Source organism: Niallia sp. CD-39 (genome assembly GCF_059874745.1).
Genome location: NZ_JCBCPS010000004.1, coordinates 242085 through 260188, shown reverse-complemented (window position 1 = coordinate 260188; position 18104 = coordinate 242085). Strand labels below are relative to the sequence as shown.

Annotated in this window: 23 protein-coding genes and 1 other annotated feature; of the genes, 16 read left to right on the top strand and 7 right to left on the bottom strand. The window is 36.9% G+C overall.

All coding sequences use genetic code 11. The annotated features are described in order from the left end of the window. The first annotated feature begins 14 nt into the window (after nucleotides 1-14). From AC6F34_RS11565 to AC6F34_RS11550, 4 genes are all read left to right on the top strand, one after another. Nucleotides 15-1109, top strand: a complete 1095-nt coding sequence (locus AC6F34_RS11565) for an amino acid ABC transporter substrate-binding protein (protein WP_500772223.1) — start codon at nucleotides 15-17, stop codon at nucleotides 1107-1109. 96 nt (nucleotides 1110-1205) lie between these two features. Further along, nucleotides 1206-2381 carry an amino acid ABC transporter permease gene (locus AC6F34_RS11560; RefSeq protein ID WP_500772221.1) on the top strand — a complete coding sequence of 392 codons (1176 nt, stop codon included), beginning with the start codon at nucleotides 1206-1208 and terminating at the stop codon, nucleotides 2379-2381. 9 nt (nucleotides 2382-2390) lie between these two features. Further along, on the top strand, nucleotides 2391-3596 hold the full coding sequence (locus AC6F34_RS11555) for an amino acid ABC transporter permease (protein ID WP_500772219.1): 1206 nt from the start codon (nucleotides 2391-2393) through the stop codon (nucleotides 3594-3596). Between the two features lie 22 nt (nucleotides 3597-3618). After that, entirely contained in the window at nucleotides 3619-4401 is a 783-nt protein-coding gene (locus tag AC6F34_RS11550; protein ID WP_500772217.1) for an amino acid ABC transporter ATP-binding protein, read from the top strand. Nucleotides 4402-4751: 350 nt separating this feature from the next. Here the strand turns inward: AC6F34_RS11550 and AC6F34_RS11545 are convergent, their stop codons facing one another. Next, the gene (locus AC6F34_RS11545; RefSeq protein WP_500772215.1) at nucleotides 4752-5246 is read right to left on the bottom strand and encodes a DUF1648 domain-containing protein; all 495 of its coding nucleotides are present in this window, start codon (nucleotides 5244-5246) and stop codon (nucleotides 4752-4754) included. Nucleotides 5247-5792: 546 nt separating this feature from the next. On the opposite strand from AC6F34_RS11545, the gene AC6F34_RS11540 reads away from it, so the two are divergent. Next, entirely contained in the window at nucleotides 5793-5879 is an 87-nt protein-coding gene (locus AC6F34_RS11540) for a putative holin-like toxin (RefSeq protein WP_500772444.1), read from the top strand. Between the two features lie 241 nt (nucleotides 5880-6120). On the opposite strand, the gene tyrS is transcribed toward AC6F34_RS11540, so the two are convergent. Both tyrS and AC6F34_RS11530 read right to left on the bottom strand, forming a co-directional pair. Then, nucleotides 6121-7371: a tyrosine--tRNA ligase gene (tyrS, locus tag AC6F34_RS11535; protein WP_500772213.1), complete on the bottom strand. Its 1251-nt coding sequence runs from the start codon at nucleotides 7369-7371 to the stop codon at nucleotides 6121-6123. A 42-nt stretch (nucleotides 7372-7413) separates the two neighbouring features. Further along, nucleotides 7414-7627 (bottom strand) — a binding site (T-box leader). A gap of 1 nt (nucleotide 7628) precedes the next feature. Continuing rightward, nucleotides 7629-8093 carry a MarR family winged helix-turn-helix transcriptional regulator gene (locus AC6F34_RS11530; RefSeq protein WP_500772211.1) on the bottom strand — a complete coding sequence of 155 codons (465 nt, stop codon included), beginning with the start codon at nucleotides 8091-8093 and terminating at the stop codon, nucleotides 7629-7631. Nucleotides 8094-8265: 172 nt separating this feature from the next. Between AC6F34_RS11530 and AC6F34_RS11525 the strand changes: the two genes are divergently transcribed. Together AC6F34_RS11525 and AC6F34_RS11520 are read left to right on the top strand one after the other, a co-directional pair. Further along, entirely contained in the window at nucleotides 8266-8520 is a 255-nt protein-coding gene (locus AC6F34_RS11525; protein WP_500772209.1) for a hypothetical protein, read from the top strand. Nucleotides 8521-8673: 153 nt separating this feature from the next. After that, nucleotides 8674-9099 carry a VOC family protein gene (locus AC6F34_RS11520; protein ID WP_500772207.1) on the top strand — a complete coding sequence of 142 codons (426 nt, stop codon included), beginning with the start codon at nucleotides 8674-8676 and terminating at the stop codon, nucleotides 9097-9099. 85 nt (nucleotides 9100-9184) lie between these two features. Here the strand turns inward: AC6F34_RS11520 and AC6F34_RS11515 are convergent, their stop codons facing one another. Together AC6F34_RS11515 and AC6F34_RS11510 are read right to left on the bottom strand one after the other, a co-directional pair. Further along, complete coding sequence (locus AC6F34_RS11515; protein WP_500772205.1) at nucleotides 9185-9391, bottom strand: hypothetical protein; 207 nt, start codon at nucleotides 9389-9391, stop codon at nucleotides 9185-9187. 213 nt (nucleotides 9392-9604) lie between these two features. Then, nucleotides 9605-9970 carry a hypothetical protein gene (locus AC6F34_RS11510; protein WP_500772203.1) on the bottom strand — a complete coding sequence of 122 codons (366 nt, stop codon included), beginning with the start codon at nucleotides 9968-9970 and terminating at the stop codon, nucleotides 9605-9607. A 209-nt stretch (nucleotides 9971-10179) separates the two neighbouring features. Between AC6F34_RS11510 and AC6F34_RS11505 the strand changes: the two genes are divergently transcribed. The 3 genes from AC6F34_RS11505 to AC6F34_RS11495 are packed head-to-tail and all read left to right on the top strand — an operon-like array spanning nucleotide 10180 to nucleotide 11689. Continuing rightward, complete coding sequence (locus AC6F34_RS11505; RefSeq protein WP_500772201.1) at nucleotides 10180-10971, top strand: MBL fold metallo-hydrolase; 792 nt, start codon at nucleotides 10180-10182, stop codon at nucleotides 10969-10971. Further along, nucleotides 10968-11345: a fluoride efflux transporter CrcB gene (gene crcB, locus AC6F34_RS11500; RefSeq protein ID WP_500772199.1), complete on the top strand. Its 378-nt coding sequence runs from the start codon at nucleotides 10968-10970 to the stop codon at nucleotides 11343-11345. The genes AC6F34_RS11505 and crcB overlap by 4 nt, the downstream gene beginning before the upstream one ends. A 17-nt stretch (nucleotides 11346-11362) precedes the next feature. Continuing rightward, complete coding sequence (locus AC6F34_RS11495) at nucleotides 11363-11689, top strand: fluoride efflux transporter FluC (protein ID WP_500772197.1); 327 nt, start codon at nucleotides 11363-11365, stop codon at nucleotides 11687-11689. A 5-nt stretch (nucleotides 11690-11694) separates the two neighbouring features. Here the strand turns inward: AC6F34_RS11495 and AC6F34_RS11490 are convergent, their stop codons facing one another. Continuing rightward, entirely contained in the window at nucleotides 11695-12879 is a 1185-nt protein-coding gene (locus AC6F34_RS11490) for a TolB family protein (RefSeq protein ID WP_500772195.1), read from the bottom strand. A 124-nt stretch (nucleotides 12880-13003) separates the two neighbouring features. Between AC6F34_RS11490 and AC6F34_RS11485 the strand changes: the two genes are divergently transcribed. From AC6F34_RS11485 to AC6F34_RS11465, 5 genes are all read left to right on the top strand, one after another. Continuing rightward, a complete protein-coding gene (locus tag AC6F34_RS11485) occupies nucleotides 13004-13384 on the top strand; it encodes a GntR family transcriptional regulator (protein WP_500772193.1) in 381 nt (126 codons plus the stop codon). Then, nucleotides 13381-14232, top strand: a complete 852-nt coding sequence (locus AC6F34_RS11480; RefSeq protein WP_500772191.1) for an ABC transporter ATP-binding protein — start codon at nucleotides 13381-13383, stop codon at nucleotides 14230-14232. Before AC6F34_RS11485 ends, AC6F34_RS11480 begins: the two co-directional genes overlap by 4 nt. Continuing rightward, the gene (locus tag AC6F34_RS11475) at nucleotides 14229-14858 is read left to right on the top strand and encodes an ABC-2 transporter permease (RefSeq protein WP_500772189.1); all 630 of its coding nucleotides are present in this window, start codon (nucleotides 14229-14231) and stop codon (nucleotides 14856-14858) included. The genes AC6F34_RS11480 and AC6F34_RS11475 overlap by 4 nt, the downstream gene beginning before the upstream one ends. Nucleotides 14859-14931: 73 nt before the next feature. Then, on the top strand, nucleotides 14932-15429 hold the full coding sequence (locus AC6F34_RS11470) for an RNA polymerase sigma factor (RefSeq protein WP_500772187.1): 498 nt from the start codon (nucleotides 14932-14934) through the stop codon (nucleotides 15427-15429). Then, nucleotides 15419-16552 (top strand): anti sigma factor C-terminal domain-containing protein, encoded by a 1134-nt coding sequence (locus AC6F34_RS11465; RefSeq protein WP_500772186.1) that lies wholly within the window; start codon nucleotides 15419-15421, stop codon nucleotides 16550-16552. Before AC6F34_RS11470 ends, AC6F34_RS11465 begins: the two co-directional genes overlap by 11 nt. A gap of 49 nt (nucleotides 16553-16601) precedes the next feature. Here AC6F34_RS11465 and AC6F34_RS11460 read toward each other — a convergent pair whose 3' ends face one another. Beyond that, a complete protein-coding gene (locus tag AC6F34_RS11460; protein WP_500772184.1) occupies nucleotides 16602-17189 on the bottom strand; it encodes a TetR/AcrR family transcriptional regulator in 588 nt (195 codons plus the stop codon). Nucleotides 17190-17338: 149 nt separating this feature from the next. Here AC6F34_RS11460 and AC6F34_RS11455 point away from each other — a divergent pair, with 149 nt between their 5' ends. Further along, nucleotides 17339-18073 carry a glucose 1-dehydrogenase gene (locus AC6F34_RS11455; RefSeq protein WP_500772182.1) on the top strand — a complete coding sequence of 245 codons (735 nt, stop codon included), beginning with the start codon at nucleotides 17339-17341 and terminating at the stop codon, nucleotides 18071-18073. Nucleotides 18074-18104: the final 31 nt, after the last annotated feature.

Sequence of the window (18104 nt, the reverse complement as noted above, 5' to 3'; positions counted from 1 at the left end):
ATAGGGGGGAAATTATGAAAAAAATATCAACTCGCTTTTTTGCATTCTTTCTAGTTTTGCTTTTAGTATTAGCTGGCTGTAGTGATGAGGGTGCTAGTGGAGATGGTGGAAATGGAGACAACGGAGGCAACTCAGGCGGTGGTAATTCAGGATCGGGTGGATCAGTTCTAGATAAGATTATTGCTGAAGGTACTCTTGTTGCTGGAGTAAATGACCAGCTTCCTGGTTTTGGTTACATTGATTCTGATGGTGCGAATAAAGGATTTGATGTTGACTTTGCTAGAGCATTGGCTGCAGGTGTACTTGGAGATGCTGATGCCATTGAATTCCGCCCATTATCTGCACAAGAGCGTTTTACTGCCGTACAAACTGGTGAAGTAGACGTATTGGTTCGTAATACAACTTGGACGACAAACCGTGATTCTGAGGTTGGGATGAACTTTGGTCCAACAATTTTCTATGACGGACAAGGAATCATGGTTCGTGCCGATAGTGGCATTACCAACTTGGAAGACTTAGAGGGAACTAGAATTGGTGTTGATACAGGAACAACAACTGAATTAAACTTAGCAGACCAAATGAGAGCTCGTGGCATTAACTATGAAGCTGTAGTATTTGATAGCCAGGATGCTGTTGTTGCTGCATATGAGTCTGGAAGTATTGATGCTTGGACAACGGATAAATCAGGTCTAATTGCTCGTCAAACGGTTATGGCAAATCCAGAAGATCACCAAATCTTAGCTGAGAACTTATCGAAAGAGCCACTTGGGCCATCTGTAAAAGGTGGAGATGATCGCTGGTTCGATGCAATGACATGGATTGTTTTAGCTACAATTCAAGCAGAAGAGTTTGGCATTGATTCTAGCAATGTAGATGATTTCTTAAATGAAGAAAACCCAGAAATCAAACGTTTGTTAGGAACAGAGGGGAATCTAGGTGAGCAATTAGGTTTACCAAATGATTTTGCTTACCAAGTAATCAAGCAAGTTGGGAACTATGGAGAAATCTTTGAACGTAACTTAGGACAAGAAACAATTTTCAAATTAGAGCGCGGTTTAAACGCACAGTATACAGATGGTGGGATTCTTTATTCACCTCCATTCCGTTAAGGTAGTGAAAGACCTGCTTAATGAGTACACTCGGCAAGCAGGTCTTCTTTTTCTCTTAAACTCTAATAACCCTAACTATAATCGAGGTGATTTTGCTTGAAAAGTACGAAACAGACTGATGTCACACCCATTTGGAGGAATAAAAAAGTTGTCCCTATTCTGTTGCAAATTGCATTTGCAATTGTAGTCATAACGAGCATTTATATTCTATTCACAAATGCGATCTCCGGGCTAAGACAAATGGGTATGTCATTAGGATTTGGGTTTTTATCGAATACAGCAGGTTTTTCTATTTCAGAAGCAATGATTGATTATGCTCCAACTGATACGTATGCGAAAGCGTTTTTAGTTGGAATTCTAAGTACGTTAAGAGTTGCCTTTTTCGGAATTATCCTTACGACAATTCTTGGTTTAATTGTCGGTCTATCTGGCTTGTCAAAAAACTGGTTGCTTAGCCGCCTGGCAATTGGATATATTGAAGTATTCCGAAATACCCCGCTTTTAGTGCAAATTTTCATTTGGTTCTATGCGGTATTCTTGGTGATGCCACAAATTCAAGATGCAGTTAAGATTGGGCCGATATTAATATCTAATCGTGGGACGGCGGTTCCTTGGATAGAAATCAATAGCGGTTCATTGATCTGGTTAATTGCGCTCGTAATAGGGATCATTGCCGCAATTATTGTTTATAAGAAGCAATTAAATAAGGGGCTAGAGTCAGGCAAAAAGACGTTTCCAAGTCTTTGGGCACTTGGAGCAATCGCGGTTGTATCATTAGTAGCCTATCTCATTACATTTACACCTCCGGTAAATGTATCGATCCCGACTATTGAAGGACGTGGCTTCTCAGGTGGATATACGTTATCGGCAGGCTTTTCTGCGCTGTTAATTGCCTTGGTCGTCTATACGTCAACGTTCATAGCAGAAATAGTCCGTGCCGGTATTCAAGGTGTTCATAAAGGTCAGAAGGAAGCAGCGATGGCGTTAGGGCTAAAGAGTTCTACATCAATGCGCTTAGTTATTTTCCCGCAGGCGATTCGAATTATCATTCCTCCATTAACAAGCCAGTATTTAAACTTAACGAAAAACTCAAGTTTAGCTGCTGCAATTGGCTATCAAGAAGTAGTCAGTGTTGGGGGAACGATTATGAACCAAACAGGACGAGCATTAGAAGCCATTCTTGTTATGATTCTCGTTTATCTAACTTTAAATTTAATTACATCATTATTGATGAATATCTTTAATAAAAAGACACAGTTGGTAGAAAGGTAGGTGGTCTAAATGAGCAATACAAATTTAGAACCGAATCAAGATTCTATTGTGATCGGGCCACCGAAAAATACAATTGGTGTCGGTGGATGGCTAAGAAAAAATTTATTTAGCAGTCTGTGGAATACAATTTTAACGTTAGTATCGGTTATTGTATTAAGTTATGTATTGTATCATCTGATTAACTTTATTTTTACAGGGAACTGGAATGTTATTACAGAGAATTTCCGTTTATTTATGGTCGGACAATTTCCAGTCGCAGAATTATGGAGAGTTTGGGTAAGTTTAGCGATCATGGCTGTGTTGCTCGGGCTTTCAGCAGGTTTATGGAAAGGAACAATTCGCCATATTGCGATCTTTATGCTCGTTGTGTTTGCAGTGCCACTTTTATTCCCGTTTATTGCAAACTCGTCAAAAATGATTTTAGCAGGCAATATCGCTGGAATTATTCTCATGTATTTCGTTGGTAAACAGGTCCCTAAAGTGAAAATTCCAGTCATTGTGATGTGGATTTTATTAGTACCCTTCGCGATCTTTTTATTTACTGGTCTTGGTGGCATTATAGATCCAATCAGGTCCAATATATGGGGTGGATTTTTATTAACGATTCTTCTAGCTGCTGTATCAATCATTTGTTCCTTTCCAATTGGTGTGTTATTAGCATTAGGTAGAAGAAGTAGTTTACCGATTGTAAAATGGTTCTGTATTCTCTATATCGAGTTAATACGTGCTGTACCGTTAATTACGGTTCTCTTTATTGGGCAGCTGTTATTGCCGTTATTCTTAGGTGGAAGCATCAGTATTGAAAATGTGTATCGGGCAATGATTGGATTAACAATGTTTAGTGCAGCTTACTTAGCAGAAAATATTCGTGGGGGCTTACAGGCAATTCCGCGTGGTCAATTTGAAGCAGCTCAAGCTCTTGGCTTGAAATCAAGGTATATGATGGGCTTTGTTATTTTACCACAAGCATTAAGAACGGTTATTCCAGCTTGTGTTGGTCAATTTATATCGCTCTTTAAAGATACATCATTAGTAGCCATTATCGGTTTAACAGATATTGTTGGCATGGCAAGAAAGATAATTGCCAATCCAGCTTATTTAGGAAACAACATGGAAGTATTTCTGTTCGTTGCCTTTGTTTTCTTTATCTTTGCATCATTAATGTCCTATGTGAGTAGAAGGTTAGAGAAAACATTAGGAGTAGGGAAACATTAATTGATCAGGAGGGATCCACTGAATGAGTGAGAGCATTTTTGCTGTAGAAAAATTAACAACACCAATAGAAGAAAGAGAAGATATCATCACAGTAAGAGGATTGAATAAGTGGTTTGATAAATTGCATGTTTTGAAGAATGTTGACTTAACTGTAAAACAAGGGGAAGTAATTGTAGTACTTGGTCCTTCAGGTTCAGGAAAATCAACTTTTATCCGTACCTTGAATGCGCTAGAGGAGTTTCAGCAAGGGGAAATTACGATCGATGGCATTGAGTTAACAAATGATTTACGTAACATCGAAGAGATACGTAAAGAGACGGGAATGGTATTTCAATCATTTAACCTGTTTCCACATATGACCATTTTGAAGAATATCTCCTTGGCACCTATGTGGGTGAGGAAATGGAAAAAGGCAAAAGCAGAGAAAATTGCGAAGGAATTGTTAGATAGGGTAGGCATTCCTGAACAAGCGGATAAATACCCTGGTCAGCTCTCAGGTGGCCAACAGCAGAGGGTTGCCATCGCCAGAGCACTTGCGATGCAACCAAAGATTATGCTCTTTGATGAACCAACATCAGCTCTTGACCCAGAAATGGTAAAAGAGGTACTAGATGTTATGAAAACACTTGCTCAGTCAGGGATGACGATGCTTGTCGTTACTCACGAAATGGGCTTTGCTAGACAAGTAGCAGACCGAATTGTCCTCTTTGATCATGGTGAAATTATCGAGCAAGGAACACCAGAGGAATTATTCGATAATCCACAGCATGAAAGAACAAAATTATTCCTATCGCAAATTTTATAATGATTAAAAATCCACCTTCAGCTGTAGTTGAAGGTGGATTTTATTAGTGAAAATAGGATTACTGCTAGATAAAAGTTGATTCTTGCTAGATAAAGTCTGGTTTTTGCTAGATAAAAGTTGATTCTTGCTAGATAAAGTCTGGTTTTTGCTAGAAAAGCTGATTATGCTAGATAAAAGTTGATTCTTGCTAGATAAAAGTTGATTCTTGCTAGATAAAGTCTGGTTTTTGCTAGATAAAAGTTGATTCTTGCTAGATAAAAGTTACATTGTGCAATATAACATCTTTTTTATGCCAGATAGAAATGCATTTTCGCAAGATAAACTGGAATCTTGCTCGTTTTTGCCGAAACTTATCTCAGCTTCACTGATCTCCAAATAAAGAATCCGATCGTTCCCAAAGTTAAGATGAAGATTGTTGGCAATAACCAAATGCCAAGCATGCTTTCATAGCCGAGTGGCACGAGGATGCTGTTGATGAGTATAAAAGAGAATAATAGCGCCATTTGGTTCTTAAGTATGTTTAATAATAATACAGAGTTTTTATATTGTCGTTCAGCGTTTTCCTCAGTTAAGTTCATATAATTATGTGTATGTGGAAACTTTTCAAAGATCGCCATCCCAATCCACATAAAAATTCCTATTATTGGGAGGATTAATAATTCGCCCTTTCCACCCCATCGATCTACTTCTCCTGCTGCATTATAATGTGCAGGTATTTCACTTGGAAGTGACGACCAAGAAACGAATAGATAGACTAGGCTTCCGATCAGGGCAATGAGTCCGACGATATCAGCAATTATTTCAATTGGCCCTTTTTTTAGTTTTAAAATGGGATTGTTTTTCATTTTGTTCACCTCCATGGCGGTAAAAAAACTTTTTTAATTATATTACATACGACTATTTTAAGAAAAAGTTTCAGTAAGTCCACATTTCATGTTTTTTAAGCCATATGTTATATGGTGGTTGTCTGAGTGTGTTTTGGATAAATACTTAGATCATTTAGGGAAAAGAAAAAGTTTATGGAAGGGGAATAAGGGTGACATTGTATGGCAAATGAAGCAATTGTGCAGTCTTTGAAAACTTTAGGAATGGAGCTTATTCGAAAGCTCTATAAAAAATGGTTGAGGGGCAAATCCATTAAGATTACGATACGAAGTAGATGATAGTCTAATGATGATCAATTGAGAACGGAATTTAATGGAGTCTCTAATCTTGGCAATTGAATAAGGCGAGTGTTTGCTGTAAGGGAGAAAACAAGTAAGCAAAAATAGCCTATTATAATAGAACCATAGATTTTATATCTGAAAATTTGGTATATTTAAGAAGACAATTAAATAGGGAACTCAAAGGATGGGTCGGCACATCCCCGAATTGAAAGGGGGTGATGCTGATTGACAATTGCTGAATCATTGATGCTTATGGTGAGTTTTGGTGCGTTGATTGTTGCGATTATGTCTGAGAAAAACAGTAAAAAATAAAACCCACCTTTGAGTTAACGGCTCGTAACAGGTGGGTTTTATTGCTTGATTGCGTGCTGATCCCCGTTGTAGGGACCTATTATTGTCAGACCGTTGGTGTTACAGCACCAATGGTCTTTTGTATTTTATGCAATATTTTGATTTTATTATACCAACTCATTCAGAAAAAATAAAGCATAAGGGAATGCTTTGCCTATCTAATTAAGAATAGCACGGTATTGTTTCACCGAGCCATTCCAGATTATGAAGTCAATTCAATTTTAACAAATTTTCTTTTTCCGACTTGAATGATCATCTCGTTTTCTAAGTGAATGATCGAGTGGATGTCTTCAATTTTTTCTCCGTTCATTTTTATGCCGCCGTTCTGAATCATGCGACGAATTTCACTTTTTGAGCTTAATAGACCTAGCTCAAGTATCAGATCAATAATGGGTTGATCGATGTTCTTTGACCAAGCGACAGTTGGGATGTCTTCTGGTATTTCCCGTTTTTGAAAGACTGTGATGAAATGATGCTCGCTCAACTGTGCAGCTTCCTCACTATGGTACATACGGACAATCGTTTTCCCTAGGAGCATTTTAGCATCCCGTGGATGGATTTCTCCCGACTCAATTTGTGACACAATTTCTTCTAAGCGAGCGGGGGCAAAATCAGTAATCAGTTTGAAGTATTTAGTCATGAGCTCATCTGGAATGCTCATCGCCTTGCCAAACATTTCATTCGGTATTTCATCGATGCCGATGTAATTTTTCTTTGACTTTGACATTTTTTCTACGCCATCTAAGCCTTCTAAAAGCGGCATGAGGATCGCTACCTGCTTTTCCTTGCCGAACTTTTCTTGGAAATGTCTACCCATTAAGATGTTAAAATGTTGATCGGTTCCACCTAGTTCTACATCACTTTCAAGTTCTACAGAGTCAAACCCTTGCATGAGTGGGTAAAAGAATTCATGCAATGATATTGGTTTGCCTAATGCCAATCTTTCCTCAAAATCATCTCGTTCCATCAGTCGCGCCACCGTGATTTTTCCAGCGAGATTGATAACGTCCTCGAGGTTTAATTTTGATAACCAAGTGGAATTGTAATGCAGTTCTACTTTACCCATATCAAGTGCTTTTCCAAATTGTTCAAAGTAAGTTTTCGCATTGAACTTAACTTCCTCATCGGTTAATTGCTTTCTTGCGACTGACTTTCCAGTAGGATCGCCAATTTTTCCTGTGAAGTCTCCAATAATAAGCTGGATAATATGTCCGTTTTCTTGAAACTGACGTAGCTTTTGCAGGACAACGGTGTGGCCTAAATGGACATCAGGTGCAGACGGATCTAATCCTAGCTTTATTTTTAATGGTTGCTTCGTTACGATTGATTTTGCGATTTTTTCTTCTAATTCTTCTTTTGGAATGATATCTTGAGTCCCTTGTTCGTATAAGTGAATTTGCCTTTGTAACTCCTCCATTTGTCCTTCGTTTAATTGTTGCTTAAAGTTCATCATCAATTCCTCCTTTTTTAAATACAAAAAAACCACATCCCTATAAAAAGGGACGTGGCTGCACGCGGTACCACCCTTTTTGGAGATAAAAGCATCTCCCACTTCATCTTGATAACGGTATAATCCGTTCCTTGCTACTTATGTTCACAAGGAATGCTCGGGAAGGTAATTCGCACATGCACTTTGTACTGGTTTGCACCTACCACCAGTTCTCTGAAACAGGGAATGCATGGCTACTGTATTCCGTCATAGCGTTATTATTAAAATGTGTTTGCGTTCATCATTTTTCGAAGCGAGTGTGCCATTTGCTGTTGTTCTTCTTTTGATAAGCATGAGGCAAGTTGAGCTTCACCAATATGGAAGGAAGGATAGAGCTCTATCATAACCTCCTTGCCTTTTTCAGTTATATGAACATACGTAATTCTCTTATCATTGTCGTCGATGCTTCTATAGCATAGCTCTTTTGATTCTAATGTATTCGTTACATTACTTACTGTTGCTTTTGTAATTCCAGATGTTTGAGCAAGTGCTTTTGTTTCCATTGCACCATGAATCCATAAATCATAGAGAATTGAGAAGGCAGTCCATGACAATTTATATTGAGAAAGGACGTCTCGCTCCATTTTTGTTCTGAGCCCTTGAGCAATTCGATAGATTTTTGTCATGATTAGAACCGCATCCATATCCAATTGTTCAATCGGTAATTGGTTTAATCGTTTAATCATATTTTGTTCTTCTTCCAATAGTTTTCCTTGATCGTCGAATTTGTGAATGAGATTCACCTCCTGATTATCGTTAGCTATGAAACGATTATAAATGATCGTTTAGGTAAATGCAATAAAATAAAATGTTAAAATAATCAGAAATTATTGTAAAATGGATAATAGGAGGTGTGTCATGACTCTTATGTTATCGGTTGTGGCGATTATTGGAGGTTTGCTGTTTTGGATCATTTTAGCAAATACAATTGGACGAACGAAATACAATTACTTTAAATATCTCATCTTCGCTGTTTATGCCATCTTTAATGTAGTCAATACTTATAAGTTCTCATCAGGTTTAGCAATCGCTGCTTCTATTAGTTATCTTGTAATCCCCGTAATAGTTACTATGATCTTGTCAAAAAAGAAGGAAAAACTTAATACAGAATGATTCGTTTTTTTCTTTTTCTTAGGACTTTATTTCATATCTTTCACCTTAAATTGGATCATCTACTTTGCATAGTAATTCGCTATGATTAATGAATGCCCTTGTTTGGTTAAACTTATATTGATAAATATTTATTTCACAAAAGGAGGAGAAAGAATGGTTACACAAATGTTCCCGTATTTTGTCTTTAATGGTGAAGGGAAGGCTGCAATTGAGTATTATAAGAATGCTCTTGGTGCAAACATTTTAGATGTAAAAACTTTCGGAGAAGTTGGTGCACACCCAGGACAAGAGTTAACGGAGGAGATGAAAAGTCGGATATTAAATGCTCATTTACAAATAGATTCTTTTGATTTGATGATTTCAGATACCTTTCCCGGACAAGAACATCATATAGGTACGAATATTACATTGGCACTTGTATATGAAGAGCAAACAGAAACAAAAGAAGTGTTTGCAAGACTATCAGAGAATGGGACTGTTTTAATGGAATTACAAGAAACATTTTGGAGTCCGTTATACGGTCAATGTATAGATCGATTTGGTATCATGTGGCAAGTTTCAACAGCTGGAGACCATTAAGTTAGGAAGGAGTAGAATACTATTTTCTACTCCTTTTGTAAATACTAATGCGTTCTTTAAGTTGTATGCTCCTACACGATTGTACCTAAGGCATGATAAAAGGAACGCTTATGACAATGATTCCTGCCATGATTAATATTGTTCCAAGGATGGTTAAAGCAGATTTTTCACTTTCTGTAATTTTAGTTCGAATAATAAAATTGACCACTGATTCTGCTTTTCCTCTCAAAACGAGAAAACCAGTAGTTGAGATCGCTAGACCAATAATGACTGCTGCAATCGTACCAATCATAATAAGTAGTTCCCCCTGTGTCCTTCTTCTAGTCTCTTTCATCTTAAACAGGATTAACCCTTTTGTATAGGGGCAAGCATTCAAAACAAACGAAGTCTTGAAAACGTTTGTCAGATTATGTTCTGAATCAGGTGGAAAACGATATAGAACTAAGGGGCTTTCTGTGTTAAACAACTACGCATATGTGCATTTGTTAACACTCTAATAAGTATCTTACTTTCTCAACTTGTTTAAAGCTGGAAGAACGTAAAACGCAATGGCAAATGATGCGACTGAGTAGATTATTATAAATTTTATTGAAATATGAACATATTCGTATAGTTGACTTAAAATGACTAATAAAAAGATTAAGAGTAGTTGACTATATGACAAAGTTAATAGAGCTATGGATGAGTTTCTCTTGTCTTCATCTGAACGATCTTTTCTACTTTTTTTCTTTGTATTATTCAACCACCCAATTCCACTAATTCCAATCATAACTCCGGCAATTAAACCCCAGTAAAGCGTTTTTGTAAGGATCGTAATTAGTCCAATTGCAACTAGAGCAACGGTGAAAATAATCATTTTGCTGTATTTCATCGAATAGCCACCTTTATTGTGTTTGATGCAGGGAATCACTTTCTTTGAATAGAATTATTTTACCATAAGATATGTACAAGAAATTTGACGCTTCATCGTCATTTTCGAGATCGATGTCTTGTCTTTTTAAATAATATGGTATGAACTGTTTATTGAGACTGACGCAATTTTAGCGTCACTGATTATCTCTAAGGGAGGGAGAATGAATAGTGATTGAAGTGACGCAAGTGAATGAAACGACAATCATAACTGGAACGGTGGGTCCACCAAGTGGACAATTAAAGGTGAATTGTTTTGTTACAGATGGATTAATGATTGATACGAGTGCAGGTATTTTATTAGATAAGCTCATCCCACTTTTTATGAATGCTGACTTTGACCAAGTTGTGCTCACCCATTATCATGAGGATCATACTGGTTGTGCAAAGTGGATTGGAGAGAATAGAAAGGTGCCAATTTACATTCACCCAATGTCAATTGATGTTTGTGCTAAAAATGGAGAGTACCCGGAATACCGGAAAGTCTTCTGGGGAGAAAGAGAGGCTTTTCGAGCGGAAGCTTTGCCTCAAGAGATTCAATCAAGAAATGGCAAGTGGGAATCAATCTATACACCAGGCCATTCAAAAGATCATGTGGCTTTTTTGAATCATAATGAAGGAGTGCTATACTCTGGGGATCTTTTCGTAACACCAAAGGTGAAAGTGATAATAGCAGAAGAATTTATCCCTACGACAATGGCTTCATTAGAAAAAGTGCTTACCTATGACTTTGAAGCCGTTTATTGCTCTCATGCTGGCTATTTAAAAAATGGAAAAGAAATGCTCAAGAAAAAGCTCTATTATTTAAGAGAAGTAGAGAACAAAGTGTATAAATTGCATAAGGATGGAATGAACTGCGATGAGATAACTTACACACTTTTTCCTACAAAATACCCGATTATTGAGCGTTCGTTCGGGGAGTGGGATGCGAAGCATATTGTTCGTTCGTTATTAGCATTATGAAGCAAATTTTAGCTGTAGGTGCCGGTGGAGCATTTGGAGCAAATTTACGATATTTATTAGGAGAATGGGCAAGCATACATACACCCTTTCCTTATGTTACACTTCTAATTAACTTAAGTGGCTGTCTATTTCTAGGTTGGTTTTTATCTATGGCCACAATTCGGTGGCAAAATGGAAAGCTCCTTATCCTTTTTATAGGAACAGGTTTTACTGGAGCTTTTACTACGTTCTCTGCCTTTTCGGTCGAAACTCATTCCCTATGGATGAGTGGTCATTTCTTTTTAGCGATTGTTTATGTAAGCTCATCTATTATAGGTGGAATATGCCTGGCTTTTATAGGTGCAACCTTAGGTAGAAAAACATTAGGCAATTGAAAGACAGAGGTGGAATAATGGTAGTTGTTGGATTAGGTGGCTTTTTCGGGGCAGTACTGCGTTATTTAGTAGGGAAATGGCTTGCCCCTGTTGGCTCCTCATTTCCCTTTGCTACCTTAATTGTAAATTGCACTGGATCCTTTCTATTAGGTACTCTGTATAATTTTTATTTAGCTGGAGTCGTTACTAATTATGTTTGGATGTTAGTGGGGACAGGGTTTCTAGGTGCATTCACGACTTTCTCCACATTTGGGTATGAAGTTGTCCATTCTGTAGAGAAAAAAGACCTTTTGGTACGCTATTATATGTGTAGTCTCAGCTTGGATTGGATGGCAGTGCGCTAATGCAATCATTTAATGAAAAATTCAATGTCCTCTACATTTTGAAGTAGCCGTTTTTGCTTTGTTCCATCAGCGCCTGCAAGCCATACCTCATTTTGTTTATCGACAATTGATTTCTTACGAATCCATGAGATTTTGCTTCCATTCTCTATACTGACAGGCTCATAATCACCATACCCTTGTGGTGGTGTAATGAGCTTTTTTTGTTCCTCTGTGACAAGATGAATAATGTACAAAGATGGAAGAGGGTGCTTGCTAAAATTATTTAACCACTCTTGTTCTTCCATTCTTGATGAGAGTATAGACTGATCATCGATCCAATCAAAATCCAAATCAATGAATCGATCTGGTGTCAACGTTTGAGATACTGGCATTTCTGTGACTGTAAGCTTTTTATTTTTGAATCCAGTCACAAGCCTTCCTCCACCATTAATAAAAGCAATGGAATCATTAGATGGCGCCCATTTTGGCTTCCCTACCTCATGAATAATGTCACCGAGTATTGTAAACTTATTCCCGTTCCTTTTCATAACAGCAAGGAGGTTATCATCCATTGCCATGGATGCAGTTGGTGAAATAATAAATGAAACCCATTTACCAGAGGGTGAAAAAGAAAAATCTTCTATAAATGGTGCAATCAAATGCTTTCCATTAAACTCCACCTCGTTCGGAAGAGCTAAGATAAGCTTTGCATCACTAATAGTCGTTTGGTACGTCCGCATCTTATTAAATAGTGTTGCACCAGTCCAGCCATCAGGCTGTAAATGTCCAGATGAAGAAAGAATCCACCCTCTTCCGGTAGGGAACCACTCATAATCGTAAACGCCAAGAGACACATTTTTAAAGCCAGCAAGGTCGGTCATGTTTAACAGCCCATCTTGCAAATAGGCAATAACATGCTCATTTGGCGCCCATTTTGCATTTGCTCCATTAGAAAAAATCTGTTTGTGTTTCTTGCTTTGAAGATTATAAACCCAGCCTTCATCTTCACTGTAGTAAAACAATAACAAACCATCATCTGACCATTGTGGAGATGTTATCTTTTGCCCAGTTGTGATTCTTACTTTATCAGCACCTATAAGTGTCCATAAATCACCATCTTGAATATAGGCAGCTTTTAAAAGTGGGGTTGCCTCAGTAAATGTTGGTACAAAAAATAAGCACATCAACATCATCAATAAACTTCTTTTCATCGCGTATTCCTCCTCGCTATTAACTTGTCCAAGAAGAAAAATTCTATAAATTGGTAGACGAAATGAAATTTATTGTATATATTGTATATATTGTAGTTGTTGTGTATGTGAAAGGGTGAAATGTATGAATATTTTGCTGTCTCATTCAAGCAAAACGCCTCTTTTTATTCAAATTAAAGATCAAGTTAAGGAACAAATCAGAGATGGAGTTTTAACTGGTGGTGATGCGCTTCCATCAATGAGGGCTCTTGCAAAAGAATTGAGTGTAAGTGTGATTACGACAAAGCGTGTATATGAAGAGCTTGAGGCTGAAGGTTATTTATATTCAACAGTAGGTAGAGGTACTTTTGTCGCAAAACCTGATGAGTCTTCGATGCATGAGAGAAGAGTAATGGAAGCGACTGAAGTATTAAGGCAAGGAGTTAAGATGTGTTTAGATGCAAGGAAACCTAAAGAAGAGATATTGGAATTAGTTAATAAGTTGCTAAAGGAGGAGAAGCGATGAATGCTATTGAGTTTCAAAATGTCTCACGCTCTCTAGGAGAGACAACGATTACACTGGATTTCACTATTCCAAAAGGCTATATTACTGGCTTTGTTGGACCAAACGGTGCAGGGAAGAGCTCTACAATTCGGATGATGATGGATCTTATTCATCTTGATCAAGGGTTGATTGTAATACTCGGTAAAGACCATAAAAATGCAGATGTACGTCAAGAAATTGGATTTGTGTATGAGGATTTATACGCATATAAAGAGTGGAGATTAAAAGATCTACGAAAGATTTACTCGAAATGTTATAAGAATTGGGATGATGATCTATATGAAACCTATTTACAAAAATTTAAGCTGAACGAGAAAGAGAAATTTAAAGTTTTTTCAAGAGGAATGCGGATGAAAGCATCACTTCTTCTAGCGTTATCATATCGACCTAAAATTATTGTGATGGATGAACCTACTTCTGGACTAGACCCTGTCTTTAGAAAGGACCTTCTGTTTTTACTGCAAGATTTGATGATCAATGAGGAGCAAACAATCTTCTTCTCAACTCATATCACTTCTGACCTCGATCAAATTGCCGATTATTTGGTTTTCATAAATGAAGGAGAAATTCATCTGTATGATGATATTGAGTCAATGAAGCAACAATATTATATTGTGTCTGGAAAGAAAGAAGCATTTGATCAAGATGTAACAAGCACTTTTATCGGTATGAAAGAAGGAGAATTTCATATGGAAGGATTGTATAGGGGCGACCCAAAAATGTTTGAAGAGTTCCCTAATGATTTCGTCGTACAATCTGCAACAATTGAGCAAATTCTCTACTTTTATACGAAAGGAGCATCAGAATGATTAGCTTATTATATAAAGAATGGTTGCTTGTGCGTGGAACATTCCTATCATTGAGTCTATTACTACCAATCAGTTTACTCACGAATCTATCGCCGTTGTATATAAGTTTCGTAGGTATGTTTACGCTCGCCTTTACACAGTTTTACAATGAAGAAAAGTCGAGTGCGCAAGTTTTGTTTATGAGTATGCCATTTTTTAGAAAAAATCATGTTGTAGCTCGATTCATAGTGCTTCTGCTCTCTCTGCCTATTTTGCTTATTTGGACAAAGGTTATGCTTCTTTTGATTGAACGGTTGTTACCGAACTATTTGAACTTTGCTGGTTGGTCAACGACAATGATCGTTTTTTATTTCTTAATTGGAGTTACAATTATTGCGCTGATCATGCCTATCTATTATTACTTCCAAAATGTTTTACGCTCACTATTAACTTTTGGCATAATAATTATTATCCTCGTAATCGCCTTTGTTCATTATCCTAATGAATTTGTTGCAGCACTGGGTTCTATTGCCTATTTAATCTCTTTATCACCAATATTTTTATCCTTGCTCTATGTAATCCTATTTTTAGTCTCGTCCCTAGTTATATCAACGCGATTATTAAGACGAAAAGATTTAGTTGCGTAAAAATGTAAGTTCAAAAAATTCATGTGTGACATTTTCACGGTTCATTCGTTTATGTAATGAGAGAGGGGAAGTTATGAAGAGGGATCTAGTAGGCGAGCTATATGAACGTCATTACAAGGAACTTTATTTATACGCTTTCTCTTTAAGTAAAAGTCATTATGTTGCGGAGGAATTGGTGAGCGACACATTTTATAAAGCAATGTTAGCAATCGATTCTGTAAAAGGGACGATCAAGTATTGGTTGTTTACGATTTGTAAGCATAATTGGCTTGATCGAATGCGTAAGGAAAGAAAGATAGACAATCGCGAGTTAGAATCCATCCCATTCGTTTCTAACGAACAAGTGCTAACAACTATATTAGTAGATGAAAAAAACAAAGCATTGTATCAATCGATACTTTCATTGCCAGCTTCCTATCGAGAAGTAATCATGATGCATTATTATTTTGACTTTTCCTTAAAGGAGATAAGTGAAGCCATGCATCTTAATCATGGAGCGGCGAGGACGCTCCTATATCGAGCTCGTATCAAATTGAGAAAAATTGTAGAAGGTGGAACGTATGAATTTTGAACAATTGCTCGAAAAATATCGGAATGGAACGGCTTCAGAAGAAGAATTGGAGCTTGTTGAAGCAGAAATAAAGAAAGCAGAATTGATTCAAGATTACTTAATGGAGGAGCTTGATCAACATTTATTGAAAAAGGAAATAAATACTGAGACAAAAGAGACTATTGAACATAGTAAAACATTGCGCAAATCTATAAAGAGAAAGGTGCAAAAAATTGTTGCATTAACAGTGGGGATTTCAGTATCAATTGTCACCTTGCTCTTCCTAGTTATTAGCCCAATAATGAATGAATATTTTTACAAACCAGATGAGGAATTCCCGGTATTATATTCCATTCATAGTGAGCTCCATAATCCAAATGTGGATTTGCTATTTTATTTAGATTTTTATAGAAGTTTACACTTCGGGACTTATGAAATCAAAGTTCAAAAGACAGAACCGTTTACTAAAGAGGCAAAAATAGAAACATATGAAATTAAGAGGAATGAGTTTAATAAAGTTTTGCATTACCCTACTCATCATCAAGTGCATTATGCAGGGAAAATAACGGGACTAGATAACGATTTTACTTTATACAAAGAGGATATGATTGAAGAACTAAAGGGGTTGCCAGCTTCAACCGAACTTTCAACAGTAATTACTTTTAATAATGAAATTTCTATCGATGAGTTTTTATCAAAATATGTTCATCAAGAAGAGAGCACGTTATCTTATACTTGGGCAGCGGTTAGGCATCTTGGTGATGAACGCCAAGCAAATTCGAGAATTGGATTTAATCCACAAGCACCTAGTATTTATTATAATAATCCCCCATTTGATCAAGACACCTATCCTAATTTAATGGGATACAAAAATGCTCCTGATATGAATTATGAAAGAAGGTTGTTATCCATGCTGAAGTATATGTACGAACATGAGGATTTCGTAGAAGTATTTGGAATTATGGACACGAATCAGTACTTGGATGCAATTCATTATATAGAAGAAAATGGAGCAAATGTTTACGCAGCTTACGTTAACGGCAATATTGAGGATGTGATTTATTTAATAGAAAATGAAAATACAAACAGTGTCAATATTCTAGATGTAATGCCAACTAAATATCTAAAAGGTAACTACCATTAGACTTGTATTTGAAGAGGGAGCGCAGTTGATGAATGCGACTCCCTTTTGATTATTTTTCGGAAACAACAATCGCTTCCCCTAGTGCTGTACCATGCAAGATGGAGAGTCTCTCTGCCATTTCTTGAGGAGGAGTTTTAAATTCTTCTTTGATCCAATAAATGAACAAACCAAGAAGGGCATATGTTTCGTACAAGTTCACTGCTTCGATATCGAAGCCAACATCGCCGTTTAGCTGTAAATCGGCTTTATTAATCGTTGTAATTGTTTCACAGAAGTTGTTCTGCGATCCTGGAATGACCTCACCCATTAAGATAAGAGAAAAGACGAATTTATTTTTGTGTACATATTCAAAAATGGGAATGTTTCTTTCAGGATCTGTAATGGAGAATGTTTTCATTCCTTTATAACTATTACGATAGTAGTTTGCGAGTTCATTTAAGTTGTCTTGAAATATATCTGCTAGTAGCTCAGTACTGTCATTATAGTGTGAATAAAAGGTCACTCGGTTACACTTTGCTGCTTTTGAAACCTCAGTTACCGATATGTCACGGAAATCTTTTTCTTGTATAAGGTTAAATAATGCTTGCTTGAGGCTAGTCCTCGTTCGAATAATACGGCGATCTTCCTTCACTTCCATCAGTCCACCTTGTATACGATCTTATTTGAAAAAAGTATACCATGAATTATAGATGCTTTTTAAATAGATGTTAATTTTGACAACGATCTATTTTTCTGTTAATTTACAATTGTAGTTTATAGTGATAAATTTCTTAGGAGGAATTGGAGATGGCACGTTTGCGAGGGAAAGTGGCGGTTATTACAGGAGCAGCTCAAGGGATGGGTGAATCTCATACTCGTCGCTTTGTAGCTGAAGGGGCAAAGGTTGTTCTGACAGACCTAAATGAAGAAAAAGGGACAGCATTAGCAGCAGAATTAGGGGAAAATGCTATTTTTATAAAGCAAAATGTAACAAGTGCAGATGATTGGTCAAACGTTGTTGTAAAAGCTGAAGAAGCATTTGGGCCAGTATCTATACTTGTGAATAATGCTGGTATTACAATGTCTAAGTCAATCTTAGAAACAACTGAAGAGGAATATCGTCGCATTGTTGATATTAATCAAGTTTCTGTATTCTTAGGAATGAAAGCGATTATTCCTTCAATGCAAAAAGCAGGGAATGGATCGATTATTAATATTTCATCAATCAATGGAATAGTTGGAGGAGCTGTAGGATACACAGACACGAAGTTTGCCGTTCGTGGTATTACAAAAGCGGCAGCAATGGAATGCTCTCGTTATGGTATTCGAGTAAATTCGGTTCATCCTGGAGTGATTGCAACTCCGATGGTCGTTCAAGAAGATACGAAAGCTGCAGTAGAAGAGTTTTCAAAACATATTCCATTAAAGCGTGTTGCCCAACCAGATGAAGTATCTAGTATTGTCCTTTACTTAGCTTCTGACGAATCTAGTTATTCAACTGGATCAGAATTTATCGTTGATGGAGGAATTACTGCAATGTAAATAAAACTTCCCGTTCAATCTTATGAATGGG